The sequence below is a fragment of the Thermus oshimai DSM 12092 genome, assembly GCF_000373145.1.
Lineage (GTDB): Bacteria > Deinococcota > Deinococci > Deinococcales > Thermaceae > Thermus > Thermus oshimai.
In genome coordinates, this window is sequence record NZ_KB890622.1 from 93560 (window position 1) to 110628 (window position 17069).

Sequence of the window (17069 nt, forward strand, 5' to 3'; positions counted from 1 at the left end):
CTACCCTAGGGTGGTAGGATGGGGCATGCGTCTTTTTCTAGCCCTTTTCCTTGCCCTCGGCCTGGCCTCGGCCCAGGAGAACGTGGTGGCCCAGGTGGGCCCCGAGGCCATCACCAAGGAGGCCTTTGAGCTCCGCTACGGCCTCTTCATCAAAAGCGCCCTTGGCCAGCTGGGCCTGCCCGACACGGAGGAGACCCGCGCCCTCCTCGCCCAGTACCGCGCGCCCTACCTCGAGGCCCTGGCCGAGGAGCGGGCCCTCCTCCTAAGGGCCCAAAGGGAGGGGCTTTTCCCCAAAGAGGAAGAGGTGGAAGCCCGCGTCCAGGAGCTTAGGGGGGCCTTCCCCAGCGAGGAGGCCTTCTTGGAGGCCTTAAGGGGCGCGGGCCTTCCCGACCTCCCCACCTACCGCACCCTCCTCCGGGAGGCCCTGGCCCTGGAGGCCCTGGAGGCCCGCTACCGTGCCCGGCTTCAGGTCTCCCCGGCCGCCCTCCGCTTCCTCTACCACCTAAACCCCCCAAGGAGGCCCGCCCTGGCCTGCGCCCGGCACATCCTGGTGCCCACCTTGGAGGAGGCCAAGGACCTCCTAAACCGGCTGGAGCGGGGGGCTTCCTTCGCCGAGCTGGCCCAGGCCCACTCCCAAGACCCCGGCTCCGCCCCCCAAGGGGGGGCCTTGGGGTGCGAGGCCAGGGGGGCCTACGTGCCCGCCTTTGACCAGGCCCTGTGGGCCTTAAGGCCAGGGGAGGTCTCCGCCCCGGTGCGCACGGAGTTCGGCTACCACCTGATCCTTCTGGAGAGGCTCCTCCCCGCGGGGCGCGTCCCCCTGGAGGAGGTGGCGGAGGAGCTTAAGGCCCCCATCCTGGACCGGGCCTGGGAGAGGCTCAGCCGGGCCCTCATCCGCCCCTATCCCATCCAGATCTTTCCGGAAAGGTTATAAGGAGAGCCTCGTCCCCCGTGGGCCCCTGGGCCAGCCGTAGGGCCTCCCCGGGGGCGTAGATCCCGCTTTGCCCTTCAAAGGTGAGGCCCAGGATCCTCCCGTTCAGCATGGGGTTCAGGAGGAGCCCAAGGTTCTCCCGCCCCAGGAGCCGTGCCCGGGCGGAGGCCAGCCACACCTCCCCCTCCTTCCGGCTTGGGTCCTTGGGCCAGGGGCGCTCCCAAGGGGCAGGGTTGGCCGAGGGCTGGAGGAGGAGTTCCGCCCCCAGGGCGTCCAGCCGGGCCAGGTGGGCTTCAAAGAAACCGTCCAGGCAGATGAGAACCCCCACCCGCCCGGCCTGGGTGGCCACCAGGTGGGGTCCGAAGGCCCCCCGCTTCAGCCAGCGCTCCTGTGGGGTGAGCTCCATCTTGGGCACCTGGGCCAGGAGGCGGCCTTGGGGGTTGAAGAAGAGGGCCAGGTTCTGAAAGAGGGGGGTGCGGGGGAAAAGCCCCCGGGCAAGCTCCTCCTCGTAGGGGGGGGAGAGGAGGGTGCCCGCAAGGAGGTAGGCCGAAAAGCGCCGGGCGGCCTCGGCCATGGTGTCCCGGAAGGCCCTATAGGCCCGCCGGGCCCGCCGCCAGGGGCTTAGGGGGTCTTTCAGGAGTTCCCGCGGGTGGAAGTCCCCCTCCAGGTGGAGGAGGAGGGGGAGGCCGAAGAGCTCCGGAAAGGCGGCGAGGCGGGGGGAAGGGGTGCCCTCTAAGGGCCTTAGGAGGGCGAAGACCCTTTCCCGGAAGGCCTCCTCCGTGCGGTAGTGCTCGGGGTGGACCTCGGTTTGGAGGGCAAGCAGGGTGCGGAAGCCCATCTGGGTGCCCTTTCCTTGGGGTGCTTAAACCGCGCTGGCCCCTCCGTCCACCGTGAGGACGGCCCCCGTGACGTAGTCCGAGGCGGGGCTGGCCAGGAAGAGCACCGCCCCCCCAAGCTCCCCCGGCTGCCCCGCCCGGCCCAAGGGGGTGAAGGCCTTGAGGAAGGCCTCCGCCTTGGGCAGGACCTTTTCCGTCATGCGGGTGGGGAAGAAGCCGGGGGCCAAGGCGTTCACCCGGATGCCCCACCGGCCCCACTTGGCCGCGGTGTCCCGGGTGAGGGCGATGAGCCCCCCCTTGGAGGCGGAGTAGCCCACCGCGTCCAACACCTCGGGGAACTCCCCCTTGAGCCCGGCGATGGAGGCGATGTGGACGATCTTGCCGTAGCCCCGCTCCTTCATCCTCCTGGCGGCGGCCCGGCTTACCAGGAAGGCCCCCACGAGGTTCACCTCCAAGACCTCCCGCACCTTCTCCGCGGGCATTTCCAAGGAGGGGGCGCCCCAGCTCACCCCGGCCGCGTTCACCAGGACGGTGAGGGGGCCTAGGCTCCTTTCCACCTCCTCCACCACGGCTTCCACCCGGGCCTCGTCCCGCACGTCCCCTTCCAGGTAAAGGGCGTCTGGGAGGTGCTTCCTGGCCTCCTCAAAGAAGCTGGCCCGGCGGGCCATGACCGCCACCTGGGCCCCCGCCTCCCTCAGGGCCAGGGCGGCCTCGAGGCCAAGCCCCCTCGAGCCCCCGGTGACCAGGGCCACCTTCCCGTCTAGGCGGAACTTTTCCAGAAACATCGGCTACCCTCCCCCGTACAGGTTCTTGTATTGCTCCCTCAGGGCCCGCTTCAGGAACTTGCCGGCGCTGGTCCTCGGGATCTCCTCCACGAAGACGTAGGCGTCGGGGAGCTGCCACTTGGCGAAGCCCGCCTGGAGGAGGTGCTCGTTCAGCTCCTCCGGGGTGGGCCTCTCCCCCCGGGGCACCACCACCGCCAGGGGCCTTTCCTGCCACTTGGGGTGGGGGATGGCCACCACCGCCGCCTCCTTCACCTTGGGGTGGCCCATGAGGGCGTTTTCCAGGTCCACGCTGGAGATCCACTCCCCGCCCGACTTGATGAGGTCCTTGAGCCGGTCCTTGATCTCCAGGTAGCCCTCCTCGTCCCACACGGCCATGTCCCCCGTGCGGAACCAGCCGTCCGCCGTAAGGGCCAGCCGGCTTGCCTCCTCGTTTTTGTAGTACCCCCCGGTGATCCAGGGGCCCTTGAGCTGGATCTCCCCCATGGTCTTCCCGTCCTTGGGCACGGGCTGGCCCCTCTCGTCCGCCACCCTGAGGCGCACCAGGGGGATGGGGAGGCCGGTCTTGGCCTTGAGCGTGAGCTTTTCTTCGGGGGAGAGGGTTTCCAGGTGGCTCTTGGTGAAGTTCTGCACCACCACGGGGGAGGTCTCCGTGAGGCCGTAGCCCTGGCGCACCTCAATCCCCATGCGCTCAAAGCGCCCGATGAGGCTCCTAGGGGCCGCGCTTCCCCCCACCACCAGGCGCTTCAGGGTTTTGAGGCGGTGGCCCGTGGCCTCCAGGTGCTCCGCCAGGGCCAGCCACACCGTGGGCACCCCCGCGGTGAAGGTGACCCCCTCCCCGTCCATGAGCTCCACCAGGGAGGCGGGGTCCAGCCGGGGCCCGGGCAGGACCTGCTTGGCCCCCACCAGGGTGGCCGCGTAGGGGAGGCACCAGGCGTTCACGTGGAACATGGGCACCACGGGGAGGACCACGTCCCTTTCCGAAAGGGCGGTGCCGTCCGCAAGGCTCGCCGCCAGGGTGTGGAGGACCAGGGCCCGGTGGCTGTAGACCACCCCCTTGGGCAGGCCCGTGGTCCCGGTGGTGTAGGCCATGCCGCAGGCCGCCCGTTCGGGGACGCGCACGGGTTCGGCCTCTTCCCCCAGGACCTCTTCGTAGCTCAGGTACCCTTCGGGGGCCCGTTCGTCCATGACCACGAAGTGCTCCACGGTCTTGAGCTCCGGCCGGAGGGCCTCCACCAGGGGGAGGAGGCCCGGGTCAAAGAGGAGGACCTTGTCCTCCGCGTGGTTCAGGATGTAGGCGATCTCCTTGGGGGAGAGGCGGGGGTTGGCGGTGTGGAGCACGGCCCCCATCCCGGGCACGGCGAAGTAGGCCTCGAGGTGGCGGAAGTGGTTGAAGCCCAGGGTGGCCACCCGGTCCCCCACGCCCACCCCTAAGGCCCTCAGGCCCCCCATGAGCCGTTTGGCCCGGCGGTGGACCCGAGCATAGTCCGTGCGGTGGATCTCCCCGGTGTGCAGGCGGGAGACCACCTCTTTCTTTCCGAAAAGCTCCGCCGCCCGCTCCAGGAAGTCCCAAAGGTTGAGCTCCTCCTCCATCATGGTGCTTGGGAACATGCCCACCTCCTTAGGCGTTGGACCCAGTATATTCCCCTACCCGCTAGAAGACCCCCTTGGCGAAGGCCACGCGCCTTCCCTCCAGGAGCGCTTCCCCCGCGGCGTGAAGGAGGTGTTTTCCGGGGTGGACCACCCACCCCCGGGCGAGGAGGGAGCCCCCTCGCACCGGCCGCAGGTAGCTCACGGAAAGCTCCGCGGTGACCACCCGCACCCCACCGCCTGGCCCAGGGCGCTGTCCAGGAGGGCGGCCAGGATCCCCCGTGGACCAGGCCCTGCCCCTGGAGGAACTCCTCCCGCACCTCCAGGGCAAGCTCCGCCTCGCCCCCTTCCCGCTTTAGCACCTTCGCGCCGAACCACCGGGCAAAGGGGCTCACGCCGGCCTCCGCCGGACCATGGTCACGAACTCCCCTTCCTGCACCACCTCGCCCCGCTGGTTGTAGACCCTAACCCGCTGCACCAGGATGCCCCGGTCGGGCTTGGAGGTCTCCCGCTTCTCCAGGATCTCGCTTTCCCCATGGACCGTGTCCCCGATGAAGACGGGCTTGAGGAAGCGGTAGTTCCGGATCTCCATCCAGGCGATGACCGTGCCCTCAAAGTGCCCCGAGCGCTGCCTCAGGCCCGTGAGCATGGAGAGCACCAAAAGCCCATGGGCGATGCGCTGGCCGAAGGGGGTTTCCTTGGCGAACTCCGCGTCGGTGTGGATGGGGTTGTAATCCCCCGAGACCCCGGCGAAGTTCACCACGTCCGCCTCCGTCACCGTGCGGGCTGGGGTCCTGAAGGTCTGGCCTACCTGGAAGTCCTCAAAGTACATGGGCATGCGCCTCACCTCCTAGCTGAAGGCCCGGAGGCCGGTGAGCTCCGCGCCGATGATGAGCTTCTGGATCTCGTTCGTCCCCTCGTAGAGGGTGGCCACCCGGGCGTCCCGGTAGAGCCGGGCCGCCTCGTACTCCTCAAAGAAGCCGTACCCCCCAAGGAGCTGGATGGCCCGGTAGGCGTTGCGGTTCGCGGCCTCGGAGGCGAAGAGCTTGGCCAGGCTGGCCTCCAGGGTGTAGCGCGCCCCCGAGAGCTTCTTGGCCGCGGCCTGGTAGGTGAGGAGCCTCGAGGCCTCCAGCTCGGCCTTCATCTCCGCCAGGGTGGCCTGGACCAGCTGGAAGGCCGCGAGGGGCTTCCCGAACTGCTTCCTTTCCTTCACGTGGGCGAGGGCGATCTCCAGGGCTTTCTGGCTGATCCCCACGGAGCCTGCGGCCAGGGAGATCCGGCCCGTGTCCAGGGTGGAAAGGGCGATCCGAAAGCCCATCCCCTCCTCCCCCAAAACGCGGTCCTTGGGCACCCATACCCCGTCCAGGAAGACCATCCCCGTGTCCGCGGCCCTGAGGCCGAGCTTCCCCTTAAGGGGCGTGCTCCTCACCCCGTCCTTCCGCTCCACCAAAAAGGCGGTGATCCCCTTGGCCCCCTTCTCGGGGTCCGTCTTGGCGAAGACGAGGAAGACCTCGGCCACGTTGCCGTGGGAGATGAAGGTCTTCTGGCCCTCGAGGACATACCCGTCCCCATCCCGGTGGGCCCGGGTCCGGAGGCTTGCCGCGTCCGAGCCCGCCTCGGGCTCCGTGAGGCAGAAGGCCCCCAGGACCTCCCCCCGGGCCAAAGGGGGCACGTACCGGGCCTTCTGGGCCTCGGTGCCGTAGGCGAGGAGGGGGGAGAGGACCAGGCTCTGCTGCACGGAGAGGATGGAGCGCAAGGAGCCGTATCCCCCCATCTCCTCCAGAAGGGCCAGGTAAGCCCAGAAGTCCAGCCCCGCCCCCCCGAGCCCCTCGGGGACGAAGACCCCGAAGAGGCCGAGCTCGGCCATCCGCCGCACCAGGGGCCAGGGGAAGGCCTCCTTAGCCTCGTACTCGGGGAGGACCCCCTTGGCCTCCTCCAAGAACCTCCGGGCCAGGGCCCGGATCTCCTTCTGCTCAGCTTCCTTCCACATGGAGCCCCCTATGGATGAGGTCAAAGTACTCCCGCGCCACCTCCTCCGCCCGCTTGGGGCCACCGGGTTTGAACCAGCGGATCATCCAGTTGAGGAGGGAGAGCACCGCCCGCCCCGCCAGGGCCACGTCCACCGGGCGGAAGGCCCCCTCTTCCACCCCCCGCCGGAGGATGGCCCGGAGGTTCCCCTCGTGCCGGTCCCGCAGGGCCACGGTCTTGGCCCGGCCCTCGGGGGAGAGGCTTTCTAGCCCCTGGAGCATGGCCACGAAGAAGGGGCGGTTCTCCTCAAAATAGCGGGCGTGGGCGGTCATGAAGGCGAGGAGGGCCTCCTTGGGGTCTTCCACCTTCAGGGCCTCCTCCCCGGCCCGGACCAGGCCCTTTAGGGCCAGGAGGCTGATCTCCAGGAGGATCTCCTCTTTGCTCCGGAAGTGGTGGTAAAGCGCGGCCTTGGAAAGGCCCAGGGCCTCGGCGAGGTCCTGGACGCTGGTGGCCTCGTAGCCTTTCTCCGTGAAGAGCTGGGCGGCCTCCTGGAGGATGCGGGTGCGGGTGTCCATGGCCAGACCTCACCGACCGGTCGGTAAGGACACCTTACTGCAGCCCGGGGGGGGTTGTCAACCGTTTTTGGGTTCTTAGCCATACGGTCAGGGCTATGCTTAGGAAGAGGGCTAGGAGGCTAGACAAACCCTCTGGCAAGGCGAGGAGGAAACCGAGGATGACGTAGGCGGGACGGCTCCAAAAGGGTAGAGGGCCTAGGCCCCAGAGGTACCCCTCGAGCCCTCCTACGAGTAAGAGGATTCCAACCGCTGCTAAAAGGCCATGAACAAGGATGAATGCGATACTTCCTTGGAAAACCAGGGCAGGCTCAAAGAGGAAGAAGAAGGGGATGAAATAGATGGCCAATCCTAGCTTCACGGATTGCCAGGCCGAGGCCATGGGGTGCGCGCCGGCGATCCGGGCTGCAAGGAAGGCGGCCACGGCGACGGGGGGCGTGATGGCGGAGAGCATGGACCAGTAGGCGACGAACAGATGGAGGGAAAGGGGGTTGAACTCCCCCAGGCGTGCCAAGGCAGGCACCAAGGTCACCGCGAGCAGGATGTAGGCCGCCACCATTACCCCCGCCATCCCCAAAAGGAAGGCCACAGCCACCCCCAGGAAGAGTACCAGCAGGAGGTTGTCTTGGCCTGCCCGGACTAGGGTGCTGGTGAGGGCAGGGGCTACCCCGGTCCCCAGAAGACCCGCCAGGATCAGCCCTACAGGCAGGATGAGGGCCAAGGTTTGGCCGATCAGCGAAGCTCCGGCGATAAGGGCCTGGAGGAGCTTCTGGAAAGAGAGTTCCCGGATGAGCAGCAAAAGAAGCAGCCCGAGGGCGTAGAACGGTGCAAAGCGCTCCAGCCTCAGGTAAAGGAGAGCAAAGACGAGAAACCCCAGAACGAGAAGAAAGGGCAATCCTCGCCGCAGAGCCTCTCCCAACAGGGGTAGATCTTCTCTTGGAAGGCCTCTTAGGCCTTGGCGTGCCGCGTAGAGATCTACATGGGCGAACAGGGAAAGGTAGTAGAGTAGGGAGGGGATGGTTGCCGCCAAGACCACCTGCCCATAGGGCACCCCTAGCAGGGTGGCCATCACAAAGGCCACGGCCCCCATGACCGGGGGCATAAGGACCCCCCCTGTGGAGGCGCAGGCCTCCACGGCAGCCGCATAGGCTTTAGGGAAGCCTGACCGGATCATGGCAGGAATGGTCAGGCTTCCTGTGCTTGCTACGTTTGAGAGAATGCTTCCGCTTAGGCTCCCAAAAAAGGCGCTAGCCACAACGCTTACTTTAGCCGCGCCGCCTCGTGCCCAGCCGAATAGGGATGATGCGATTTCAAGAAAGGCCTGCCCCGCTCCGCTAGCTATTAGAAAGGAGGCGAGAACTAGAAATCCAACCAAAAGCTCGCCTACGGTGCGCATGGGGAGGCCCAAAAGACCTTGGGTGGAATAGATGCCATATCCCAGCAACTCCTGCCAGGTTATGGGCGGCCCCCAGAGCGCCCCTGGCATGTAGGGTGCCACCAAGGGATAGGTGCTGAGGAAGAGGGTTACCAAGGAAAAGCCCAACCCTCCCACCCGCCTGGCGCCTTCCAGAACAGCTATGAGAAGGAAGAGGGCCAAGGCTATCTGCCATGGATTTTCTGGGTTCGTCCACGGGCGGAGAACCATAGAAGGCCCATGCCAGGCCAGCACCGCCCCTCCGCCCAAGCTTCCCAGACTCAGCAAGTGGTCGTACCAGGCAGGCCGGGCCTGGCTGGGTTTTGCGGGGAAGAGGAGGAAAACTAAAGGGAAGAAAAGGGCGAGGAGGAGCCAATAATAGCTAAAGTCCAGTAGAGCCTGCTGTAGGAGTCTACTCCCAAAGAAATAGTAGAAAATGACCCCAAAACCCGCAAGAGCAGACACACTAACCCAGGCCTTGACCCAGGTTGGCAGGGTTCCGTAGCGCCCCTCCATAGTTTAGGGCCGCCAGGCCTGGGAGAAGCGGGGCACCCGGTTCTCCTTGAGGAGGTCGTTCCAGAACTTTTGCCAGGCCTCGTTGGCGGGGTCGGTGGGGATCCGTCTGGCCTTTGCCAAGGCGGAGGCCCTCTGGTAGAGGGCGGTGTACTGGTCTACGAGCCGTTCGGCGGTCTCTTGCTTTTGGGCCATCTGCTCCGTCCAAAGCCCTTTTTCCTTCAGGTAGCGCACGGTTCCTCGGTGCAGGGGCACTCCCATGTTTTCCACAATGAAGCGGAGGCTCTCTATGCTCTGGAAGCGGGCGAGGCTGTGTTTTTCCCTGTAAACTTTATGGTTTTCGTCCAGCCACTTGACCAGATGGTATACGAGCTCTTCGCTGACGTCCGCCCGGCTGTAGTACACGCTAGGGATTACGAACATGCGTACTCCTCGGGCCGACTGCACCCCGATGTCTGCTGGCCGGATGAGGCGCAGAAGGGGGTAGGCCCTTTGCCACTGCTGCAGGCAGGTCCGGTCTTCCTGGGGGGTGGGTATGGAAAGCCAGCGGATGCCCCGAGGGTTTCCCTCCACCTCTATGTTTACGTCGGAAACGGGAGAGGTAAAGGCCAGTTCGGCACTGCCCTCGGCGATCGCTCTGGAGTTGGCGTTGTAGTTGGCCACGGGTACCAGGCGGACCTGTTCTCGGCTAAGTCCTCGGCAAGCGAGGAGGCCATCCAGGATGCGATGGAAATAGGAAAAGGGCGGCCAAGCGATCCGCACTCCCGGACCGATATCTTGAACGCGGCGGTAGGGGCTGTCTCCCCTGACCATAAGGCCCCACGGGGTCAAGATGGCGGGGTATACGATCCTTAGGGGGCCGGGGCGGTATCCCGGTTCGCCGTCAAGGGCTTCGACCAAAACGGTGAGCGGAGCGGAGGTAAAATCCACCCGCCCCTCCAAGAGCCAGCCCGTGATGGTTGGGGTAGATCCTGGAGAAACCCTGACTTGCACCCCAGTGGCGTTGCTGAACTCAGAGCTCCACGCAACCAAAAGGGAGTAGCCTGCCGTGCCGACTTCCGTGGAGCCGAAAACTAGTTGCCGGGGCCACTGGAAGCTAGCTTGGCCCTGGCCTGGGAGGCCAAACAACCCCAGAGCTGCCACTGCTAAAGAGATGAGGGAAAGCCTCATGGATACCCTCCCGATTTAACCGACCGTTCGGTAGGTCCCTGGGTACACTATATCAAGTTCGCGTTCTCTTGTCAATGTGCGGAGCAGAGCCTTCTAGATCCAAAGCTCCAGCACGATGAAGAGGAACATCCCCAGGCTCACCCCCACGTTGGCCTGGAAGAAGGCCACGTCCACCCGAGAGAGGTCCTCGGGGGAGACCAGGCGGTGCTCGTAGAGGAGAAGCCCCCCCACCAGGAGGAGCCCCAGGTGGTAAAGGGCCCCGGCCCCGTAGGAAAGCCCCGCCAGGAGGAAGGCCGTCCAGGCCAGGAGGTGGGAGGCCCGGGCCACCTTTAGGGCCAGGGGGATGCCGAAGCGGGCGGGGATGCTCTTCACCCCAAAGGCCCGGTCAAAGGCGTAGTCCTGGGTGGCGTAGAGGATGTCAAAGCCCGCAATCCAAAGCCCCACCCCCGCCCAGAGCCAGTAGGCCGTGGGGTGGAAGCTGCCCGTGACCGCGATCCACCCCCCCGCGGCCGCGGCCCCGATGGTGAGCCCGAGGACGTAGTGGCAGAGCCAGGTGAAGCGCTTGGTGTAGCTGTAGACGGTGAGGAAGAAGACGGCCACGGGGAGAAGGCGCGCCGTGAGGGGGTTTAGGGAAAGCCCCGCGTAGACCAGGAGGAGGAGGCCCAAAAGGGCCAGGAGGAGGGTTTCCCAGGGCTTCACCAGCCCCTTGGGAAGGTGGCGGTCCTTGGTCCTGGGGTTTAGGGCGTCTATGCGCCAGTCTATGAGCCGGTTCAGGGCCATGGCCATGGTCCTGGCCCCCACCATGGCCAGGGTCACCAGGAGGAAGGTCCGCCCCCCCGGCCACCCCCCCGCGGCCAGGAGCATGCCCCCGTAGGCGAAGGGGAGGGCGAACAGGGTGTGTTCAAAGCGGACGAGGTCCAGGTAAAGCTTGATCCGGGTCACCCTTGGCGCACCTCGAGGATCCGGTTCTTCTCGTCCACCAGCACCACGGTGGGCTTGAGGCTCCGGGCCTCCTCCTCGTCAAAGACCCCGTAGGCCACGATGATGACCAGGTCCCCCGGGCGCACCAGATGGGCCGCGGCCCCGTTGATCTTCACCGCCCCCGAGCCCCTTTCGCCGGGCAGGGCGTAGGTGGTGAGCCGGGCCCCGTTGGTGATGTCGTAGATGTCCACCTGCTCGTAGGGCAGGATGCCCGCGGCCTCCAGGAGGTCCTGGTCCACGGTCACCGAGCCCACGTAGTTTAGGTCGGCCTCGGTCACGGTGGCCCGGTGGATCTTGGCGTGGAACATCACCCTCTTCACGGGGTCTAAGTTTACGCCCCTCCTTCCCCTTCGGGAAGGGTGCCCTCCACGAAGAGGGTCTTGGCCCCGGTGTAGAGCACCTGGCCGGGGGCGGCCTTGCGGGGCCGCCAGACGTGCTTCTTGCGGGTGTAGTCCACGGGCACCTGGCGCTCCCCCCGGGCCTTGGAGTGGTAGGCCGCGAGGCGGGCGGCGAAGAGGAGGTCCTCCAGAGGGGGGTTTTTCCCCTCGCACCGGAGGATCACGTGGCTTCCCGGCACCCCTTGGGCGTGGAACCAGAGGTCCTCGGAGTGGGCGGTGCGGGTGAGGAGGTCGTTTTCCTTGGCGTTCCGGCCCACCAGCACGGTGAAGCCCGAAGGGGAGGTGTAGCGGAGGCCGAGCCTAAGGTCCTTTTCTCCCTTGGGCCTTTGGGAAAGCCTGAGGAGCTCTTCCAGATCGGCCTGGCGGATCCTCTCCATCTCCTCCTCCAGGGCCCGGATCCTTTCTTCCGTTTTGGGGATAAGCTCTAGGGCCCGTTCCGCCTGCTCCTCAAGCCTCCTTGCCCTTTCGTAGAGCTTCTTGGCGTTCTCCTGGGGGCTGAGGGCGGGGTCCAGAGGGATTTCCACCCGTTCCCCCTGGAACCCCTCCAGGACGGCCCGCTCCGCCCCCCGGGGCACCGCCTTGAGCCGGGCCAGGAGGAGGTCGGCCTTGGCCCTGAGCTCCTCGGCCTCCTCCAGGCGCTCCAGGGCCTTTTGGTAGTCGGAAAGCCGGGCGAGAAGGGTTCTCTTCTCCCGCTCCAGGGCCTCGAGGAGGGGCTTCCTCAGGGCCTCCTTTTCCTCCTCGGCCCACTTCCTCCTTAGCTCCTCGGAAAGCTCCGTGCGTAAGGAGGGGTCCTCCACCAACGCCTTTAGGGCGCGGTGGACCGCCTGAAGCCCCGCCTCGTCCAGGGGGGTTTCCGGGGTGAGGCCCGCCCGGCGGGCGAGCTCCCGCATGAGCTCTAAGCCCACCCCGTCCACCTGGCGCACGATCTCCTTGAGGGGCTTCCCCAAAAGGACGCGGAGGTCCTCTTCCCTTAGGGTCCTCGGGTCCAGCTTCTCGTAGGGGGGCGGGGGGGTGTAGGGGAGGCCTGGGCGGAGCTCCCGGTAGCGGTTCACCTCCCGCCCCACGGGGCGGTCCACCCCCAGGATGGTCCCCCCCTCGTCCAGGAGAAGGAGGTTGGCGTTCCGCCCCGTGGCCTCAAAGACCAGGGTGGAGGGGGGGGTGTCCACGAAGCCCTTCTCCCCCCCGAAGCGGAGGAAGACCACCCGGTCCAGCTTGAGCTGTTCCGCGGCGAGGAGGGGGCCTTTCAGCCGGGCCTGAAGGAGGCGCTGGAAGGGGGTTTTGGGCTCCCCCTCCAGGCGGCCTTCCTCCAGGACCAGGCTCGGGCTTGGGGGGCGGTAGCGGAGGACCAGGTTGAAGATCCGCCCCGAACGCCCTTTGAGGAGGAGGGCCAGGGTGGCTTCGTCGGGGAAGGCCGGGCCCAGGAAGAGGGCGGGAAGCTCCTTCTGGAGTTCCCTTAAGAGGGCGTGGATCAGGAGGCCTTCCATCGGCGAAAGACCACCAAAAAGGCGGTGTGCCCCACCTGCTGGAAGCGGGGGTGGGCCACGGGAAGCCTTATTTCCCACTCCCGCCAACCCACCTCCAAGACCCTTTCCAGCCTCAAGGGAAGCCCCTCCGCCCCCTTCACCAGCTCCAGCACCTGGGTGATGTTGGGGAGGTAGGCCACCAGGAAGCGGTCGGGCATGAGGGCTAGGGCCGCTTTGGGGAGGACCTTCCAGGGCTCCATGAGGTCCAGGGCCACCCCGTGGTAGGCCTCCCCCTCAAGCTCCGCCTCCTCCAGGGCTTTTAGGTGGAAGCGGACGTTGTCGTGGGGCCAGAAGGCCCGCACGTTGGCCTCGGCCTGCTTGAGGTGCTGGGGGCGGGCCTCGTAGCTGTCCACAAGCCCTTCCGGCCCCACCGCCCGGGCCAGGAAGAGGGTGAGCCCCCCGGAGCCCGTGCCCGCCTCCAGGACCCGCATCCCCGGGGCCAGGTCCAGAAGGGCCACCATGGCGCTCGCGTCCTTGGGGTAGGTGGGGGTGGCGCTCCGCTTCATGTGGAGGACGTACTCCTCCAGGCTCGGCCGGTGCACGGAAAGCTCCTCCCCCAGGTGGGTTTTCACCCTTCCCCCGGGGCCGGCCTCGAGGATGGCCTCGTGGGGCACCGTTCCCCGGTGGTGGTGGAAGACCCCCCCGGGCTTCGCCCGCACCAGGAAGGCCCGGCCCTTGCCGTCCTTGAGGAGGAAAAGCCCCTCGTCCATCCCGACCACTCTACGGGCTCTTCCTTGGAGGCGCAAGGCTTAGAGGTCAAAGAAACCCCCGCCTGCCGCAGGGTGCCCACGGCGGTCTCCTTGTGGGCGGGTAGGCTCCCGGAGGATTCCTTCCGGACGCCAGCCCTGAACCGGCGCTTCCCGGCTCCCCCTACACCTTGAAAAACCCCTCCACCGGCAGGACGAAGACCACCGCCCCCCCCACCTGGACCTCCACCGGCTGGGCCAGGAAGGGGTCGGGGGCTTCGGAGAGGGGGAGGCCCCGGGTGACGAGCCGGGTGCGGGTGCGGCACTTCTCCCGGATGATCTCCAAGGCCTCCTCCACCCGGTCGTCCTCGAGGCCGATGAGGAGGGTGGTGTTCCCCTCCCGCAGGAAGCCCCCGGTGGAGGCCAGCTTGGTGGACTGGAGGCCCCGCTCCAAAAGGGCCTTGGTGAGCCCGGGGGCATCCGTGTCCTGCACGATGGCCACGATGAGCTTCATTGGGCCTTATTGTACACCCCGTGCCAGGCCTGGAGGGGTTGGACCTTTAAGGGGGCTTCCCGGGCCGCAAGGATGGCCTTCAGGCTCCACCAGGCCCCCTCCTTGGTGGTGATGAAGGGGAGGCCCCGCTCCACCGCCCGCCTCAGCTCGGGGTGGGGGAGGGTGGCGATGAGGAGGTCGTATTCTTCCTCGGAAAGCTCAAACCCCGCCTCCCGGTAAAGCGCCTTGAGCTCCTCGAGGCCCTCCCCGATGAAGCGGACCCGGCCCCTTAGGGGTAGCCGCTGCCCCGCGCCCAGCTCCGCCTTGTAGTAGGCCAGGTAGGGGTTCTCGTCTATGCCCATGCTCTCCCCCGTGGAGCGCATCTCCGGGCCCAGGACCGGGATGACCCCCGGGAACTTGAGCCAGGGGATGACCACCTCCTTCACCGCGTAGTAGGGGGGGACGGGGTCCAGGTCCCGCACCCCCAGCGCCCTGAGGGTCTTGCCCACGGCGATGAGGGCCGCCAGCTTGGCCAGGGGCACCCCGATGGCCTTGGACACGAAGGGCACGGTGCGGCTCGCCCGCGGGTTGGCCTCGAGGATGTACACCTCCTCCCCCAGCACCGCGTACTGGACGTTCAAAAGCCCCTTCACCCCCAGGGCCAGGGCCAGCCTCCTCGTGTAGGCCCGCACCCTCTCCAGCGCCTCCTGGGAGAGGTGCACGGGGGGGAGCACGGTGGCCGAGTCCCCGGAGTGGACCCCCGCCCGCTCCACGTGCTCCATGATCCCCGCCACCATGACCTCCTCCCCGTCGGAAAGGGCGTCCACGTCCAGCTCAATGGCCCCTTCCAGGTACCGGTCCAGGAGGAGGGAGGGCCGCTCCACCAAGGGGGCGTAGACCTCCTCCAGGTAGGCCTTAAGTTCCTCCGGGCCCCGCACCACCCGCATGGCCCGCCCCCCCAGGACGTAGGAGGGGCGCACCAGGAGGGGGTAGCCCACCTCCTCCGCAAGCCTCAGGGCCTCCTCCGGGCCCTCCGCCACCCGGCCCTCGGGCTGGGGGATGCCGAGCGCCTGGCAGAGCCGGTTGAACTCCGCCCGGTCCTCCGCCTTGTGGATGGCGGAGAAGGGGGTGCCTAGGAGCTTAACCCCCGCCTCCTCCAGCCCCTTGGCGAGCTTCAAGGGGGTCTGCCCCCCCAGGGTGGCGATGACCCCCAGGGGCCTTTCGTGCTCCACCAGGTTGAGCACGTCCTCCAGGGTGAGGGGCTCAAAGTAGAGGCGGTCCGCGGTGTCGTAGTCCGTGGAGACGGTCTCGGGGTTGGAGTTCACCATGATGGTCTCGTACCCCGCCTCCTTCAGGGCCCAGACCGCGTGCACCGTGGCGTAGTCAAACTCCACCCCCTGGCCGATGCGGATGGGCCCCGAGCCCAGGATGACCACCTTGGGCTTCTTGGAGGGCCAGACCTCGTCCTCCAGCTCGTAGGTGGAGTAGTGGTAGGGGGTGTAGGCCTCAAACTCCGCGGCGCAGGTGTCCACGGTCTTGTAGACGGGGGCCACCCCCTGCGCCTTCCGCTCCGCCCGCACCTCCCCTTCCTTCCGCCCAAGGAGCTCCCCCATGCGGGCATCGGAAAGCCCTAAGCCCTTGTAGAAGCGCCAGTCCTCCCGGTCCCTTGGGGGGTGGCCCCTTAGCCACTCCTCCGCCTCCACGATCTCCTTCACCTGGTGGAGGAACCAGGGGTCAATGCGGGTGGCCTGGTGAAGCTCCTCCACGCTCATCCCCCGCCTTAGGAGCTCAAAGACCGCGTAGATCCGGTCGGGGTTGGGGTAGAGCTTCCTCTCCAGCTCCTCCGTCCGCACCCCGGCCAGGGCCCGCACGTCCCGCTCCAGGCCCCTTAAGGCCTTCATGAGGGCTTCCTTGAAGGTGCGCCCCATGGCCATGACCTCCCCCACGGACTTCATCTGGGTGCCGAGCTCGTCCTTAAGCCCCCCTTGGGTGTTGGGGAGGTCTTTGAACTTCTCAAAGGCGAAGCGGGGGATCTTCACCACCACGTAGTCGATGGTGGGTTCAAAGGAGGCCGGGGTCTTGCGGGTGATGTCGTTGGGAAGCTCGTCCAGCCGGTAGCCCACCGCAAGGAGGGCGGCGATCTTGGCGATGGGGAAGCCCGTGGCCTTGGAGGCCAGGGCCGAGGAGCGGGAGACCCGGGGGTTCATCTCGATGACCACCTGCCGCCCCGTCCTGGGGTCCACGGCGAACTGGATGTTGGACCCCCCGGTGTCCACCCCGATCTCCCGGATGATGGCCCGGGCGGCGTCCCGCATCCTCTGGTACTCCACGTCGGAAAGGGTCTGGGCGGGGGCCACGGTGATGGAGTCCCCGGTGTGGACCCCCATGGGGTCAACGTTCTCAATGCTGGTGATGATGACCACCGTGTCCGCGTGGTCCCGCATCACCTCCAGCTCAAACTCCTTCCACCCCAGGACGGACTCCTCCACAAGGGCGGTGTGGACGGGGGAAAGCCTTAGCCCCCGGCCCAAGACCTCCCTCAGCTCCGCCTCGCTCCGGGCGATCCCGCCCCCCGTGCCCCCCAGGGTGAAGGAGGGGCGGACCACCACCGGGTAGCCCACCTCCTGGGCGAAGGCCAGGCCCTCCTCCAGGGAGGAGACCATCTTCCCCCGGGGCACCTCGAGGCCGATCTTGCGCATGGCCTTCTGGAACTCCTCCCGGTCCTCCCCCTTTTTGATGGCCTCGGCCTTGGCCCCGATGAGCTCCACCCCGTAGCGCTCCAGGATCCCCTCCTCGTGGAGGGCCATGGAGAGGTTGAGGGCGGTCTGCCCCCCCAGGGTGGGGAGGAGGGCGTCCGGGGCCTCCTTGGCGATGATCCCCTCCAGGTACTCCAGGCTCAGGGGCTCAATGTAGGTGGCCTCGGCCAGGTCCGGGTCGGTCATGATGGTGGCGGGGTTGGAGTTCACCAGGACCACCCGGTACCCCACCCCCCGGAGGGCCTTCAGGGCCTGGGTGCCGGAGTAGTCAAACTCCGCGGCCTGGCCGATGGTGATGGGCCCCGAGCCGATGATGAGGATTTTTTTCAGGTCTCTCCTAGGCGGCATCGCGCACCCAAGGGCCAAGGATACCACGAAAAGCCCCGCTTCTCCAGAACCCGCTCACCTGCAACTTTACGCATAAGGGTGCATACCTTTCCCGAGCCCTTCGGGGTATAG

Annotated in this window: 16 protein-coding genes; 1 reads left to right on the top strand and 15 read right to left on the bottom strand. The window is 67.0% G+C overall.

The features are described 5' to 3' along the window. Positions 1–25 precede the first annotated feature (25 nt). Positions 26–931, top strand: coding sequence for a peptidylprolyl isomerase (locus tag B043_RS0110725; RefSeq protein ID WP_016329585.1), 906 nt, complete (start codon positions 26–28; stop codon positions 929–931). Here the strand turns inward: B043_RS0110725 and B043_RS0110730 are convergent. The 15 genes from B043_RS0110730 to carB form a co-directional block, all read right to left on the bottom strand. Further along, positions 888–1766: a carbon-nitrogen hydrolase family protein gene (locus tag B043_RS0110730; protein ID WP_018461998.1), complete on the bottom strand. Its 879-nt coding sequence runs from the start codon at positions 1764–1766 to the stop codon at positions 888–890. The two genes, B043_RS0110725 and B043_RS0110730, sit on opposite strands and share 44 nt — an antisense overlap. A gap of 24 nt (positions 1767–1790) precedes the next feature. Beyond that, positions 1791–2549, bottom strand: coding sequence for an SDR family oxidoreductase (locus B043_RS0110735; protein ID WP_016329583.1), 759 nt, complete (start codon positions 2547–2549; stop codon positions 1791–1793). Between the two features lie 3 nt (positions 2550–2552). Next, positions 2553–4157 (bottom strand): long-chain fatty acid--CoA ligase, encoded by a 1605-nt coding sequence (locus B043_RS0110740; RefSeq protein WP_016329582.1) that lies wholly within the window; start codon positions 4155–4157, stop codon positions 2553–2555. A gap of 43 nt (positions 4158–4200) precedes the next feature. Further along, on the bottom strand, positions 4201–4368 hold the full coding sequence (locus B043_RS13240; RefSeq protein WP_245538912.1) for a PaaI family thioesterase: 168 nt from the start codon (positions 4366–4368) through the stop codon (positions 4201–4203). Positions 4369–4527: 159 nt separating this feature from the next. After that, the gene (locus tag B043_RS0110750; protein ID WP_016329581.1) at positions 4528–4974 is read right to left on the bottom strand and encodes a MaoC family dehydratase; all 447 of its coding nucleotides are present in this window, start codon (positions 4972–4974) and stop codon (positions 4528–4530) included. Positions 4975–4986: 12 nt separating this feature from the next. Continuing rightward, positions 4987–6126, bottom strand: coding sequence for an acyl-CoA dehydrogenase family protein (locus B043_RS0110755; protein WP_016329580.1), 1140 nt, complete (start codon positions 6124–6126; stop codon positions 4987–4989). Continuing rightward, entirely contained in the window at positions 6110–6679 is a 570-nt protein-coding gene (locus tag B043_RS0110760; protein ID WP_016329579.1) for a TetR/AcrR family transcriptional regulator, read from the bottom strand. The genes B043_RS0110755 and B043_RS0110760 overlap by 17 nt, the downstream gene beginning before the upstream one ends. Before the next feature lie 34 nt (positions 6680–6713). Further along, the gene (locus B043_RS0110765) at positions 6714–8606 is read right to left on the bottom strand and encodes a TRAP transporter permease (RefSeq protein ID WP_026234245.1); all 1893 of its coding nucleotides are present in this window, start codon (positions 8604–8606) and stop codon (positions 6714–6716) included. A gap of 3 nt (positions 8607–8609) precedes the next feature. Next, on the bottom strand, positions 8610–9773 hold the full coding sequence (locus B043_RS0110770) for a TAXI family TRAP transporter solute-binding subunit (RefSeq protein WP_144033119.1): 1164 nt from the start codon (positions 9771–9773) through the stop codon (positions 8610–8612). A 93-nt stretch (positions 9774–9866) separates the two neighbouring features. Beyond that, on the bottom strand, positions 9867–10715 hold the full coding sequence (gene mqnP, locus B043_RS0110775) for a menaquinone biosynthesis prenyltransferase MqnP (RefSeq protein WP_016329576.1): 849 nt from the start codon (positions 10713–10715) through the stop codon (positions 9867–9869). Continuing rightward, positions 10712–11062: an aspartate 1-decarboxylase gene (gene panD, locus B043_RS0110780; protein WP_016329575.1), complete on the bottom strand. Its 351-nt coding sequence runs from the start codon at positions 11060–11062 to the stop codon at positions 10712–10714. Before panD ends, mqnP begins: the two co-directional genes overlap by 4 nt. Before the next feature lie 23 nt (positions 11063–11085). Continuing rightward, a complete protein-coding gene (locus B043_RS0110785) occupies positions 11086–12636 on the bottom strand; it encodes an Rqc2 family fibronectin-binding protein (protein ID WP_016329574.1) in 1551 nt (516 codons plus the stop codon). Next, a complete protein-coding gene (locus tag B043_RS0110790; RefSeq protein ID WP_016329573.1) occupies positions 12621–13385 on the bottom strand; it encodes a tRNA (adenine-N1)-methyltransferase in 765 nt (254 codons plus the stop codon). The genes B043_RS0110785 and B043_RS0110790 overlap by 16 nt, the downstream gene beginning before the upstream one ends. A gap of 160 nt (positions 13386–13545) precedes the next feature. Then, positions 13546–13875 (bottom strand): cyclic-di-AMP receptor, encoded by a 330-nt coding sequence (locus tag B043_RS0110795; RefSeq protein WP_016329572.1) that lies wholly within the window; start codon positions 13873–13875, stop codon positions 13546–13548. Then, positions 13872–16958, bottom strand: a complete 3087-nt coding sequence (carB, locus tag B043_RS0110800; RefSeq protein ID WP_018462002.1) for a carbamoyl-phosphate synthase large subunit — start codon at positions 16956–16958, stop codon at positions 13872–13874. The genes B043_RS0110795 and carB overlap by 4 nt, the downstream gene beginning before the upstream one ends. Positions 16959–17069: the final 111 nt, after the last annotated feature.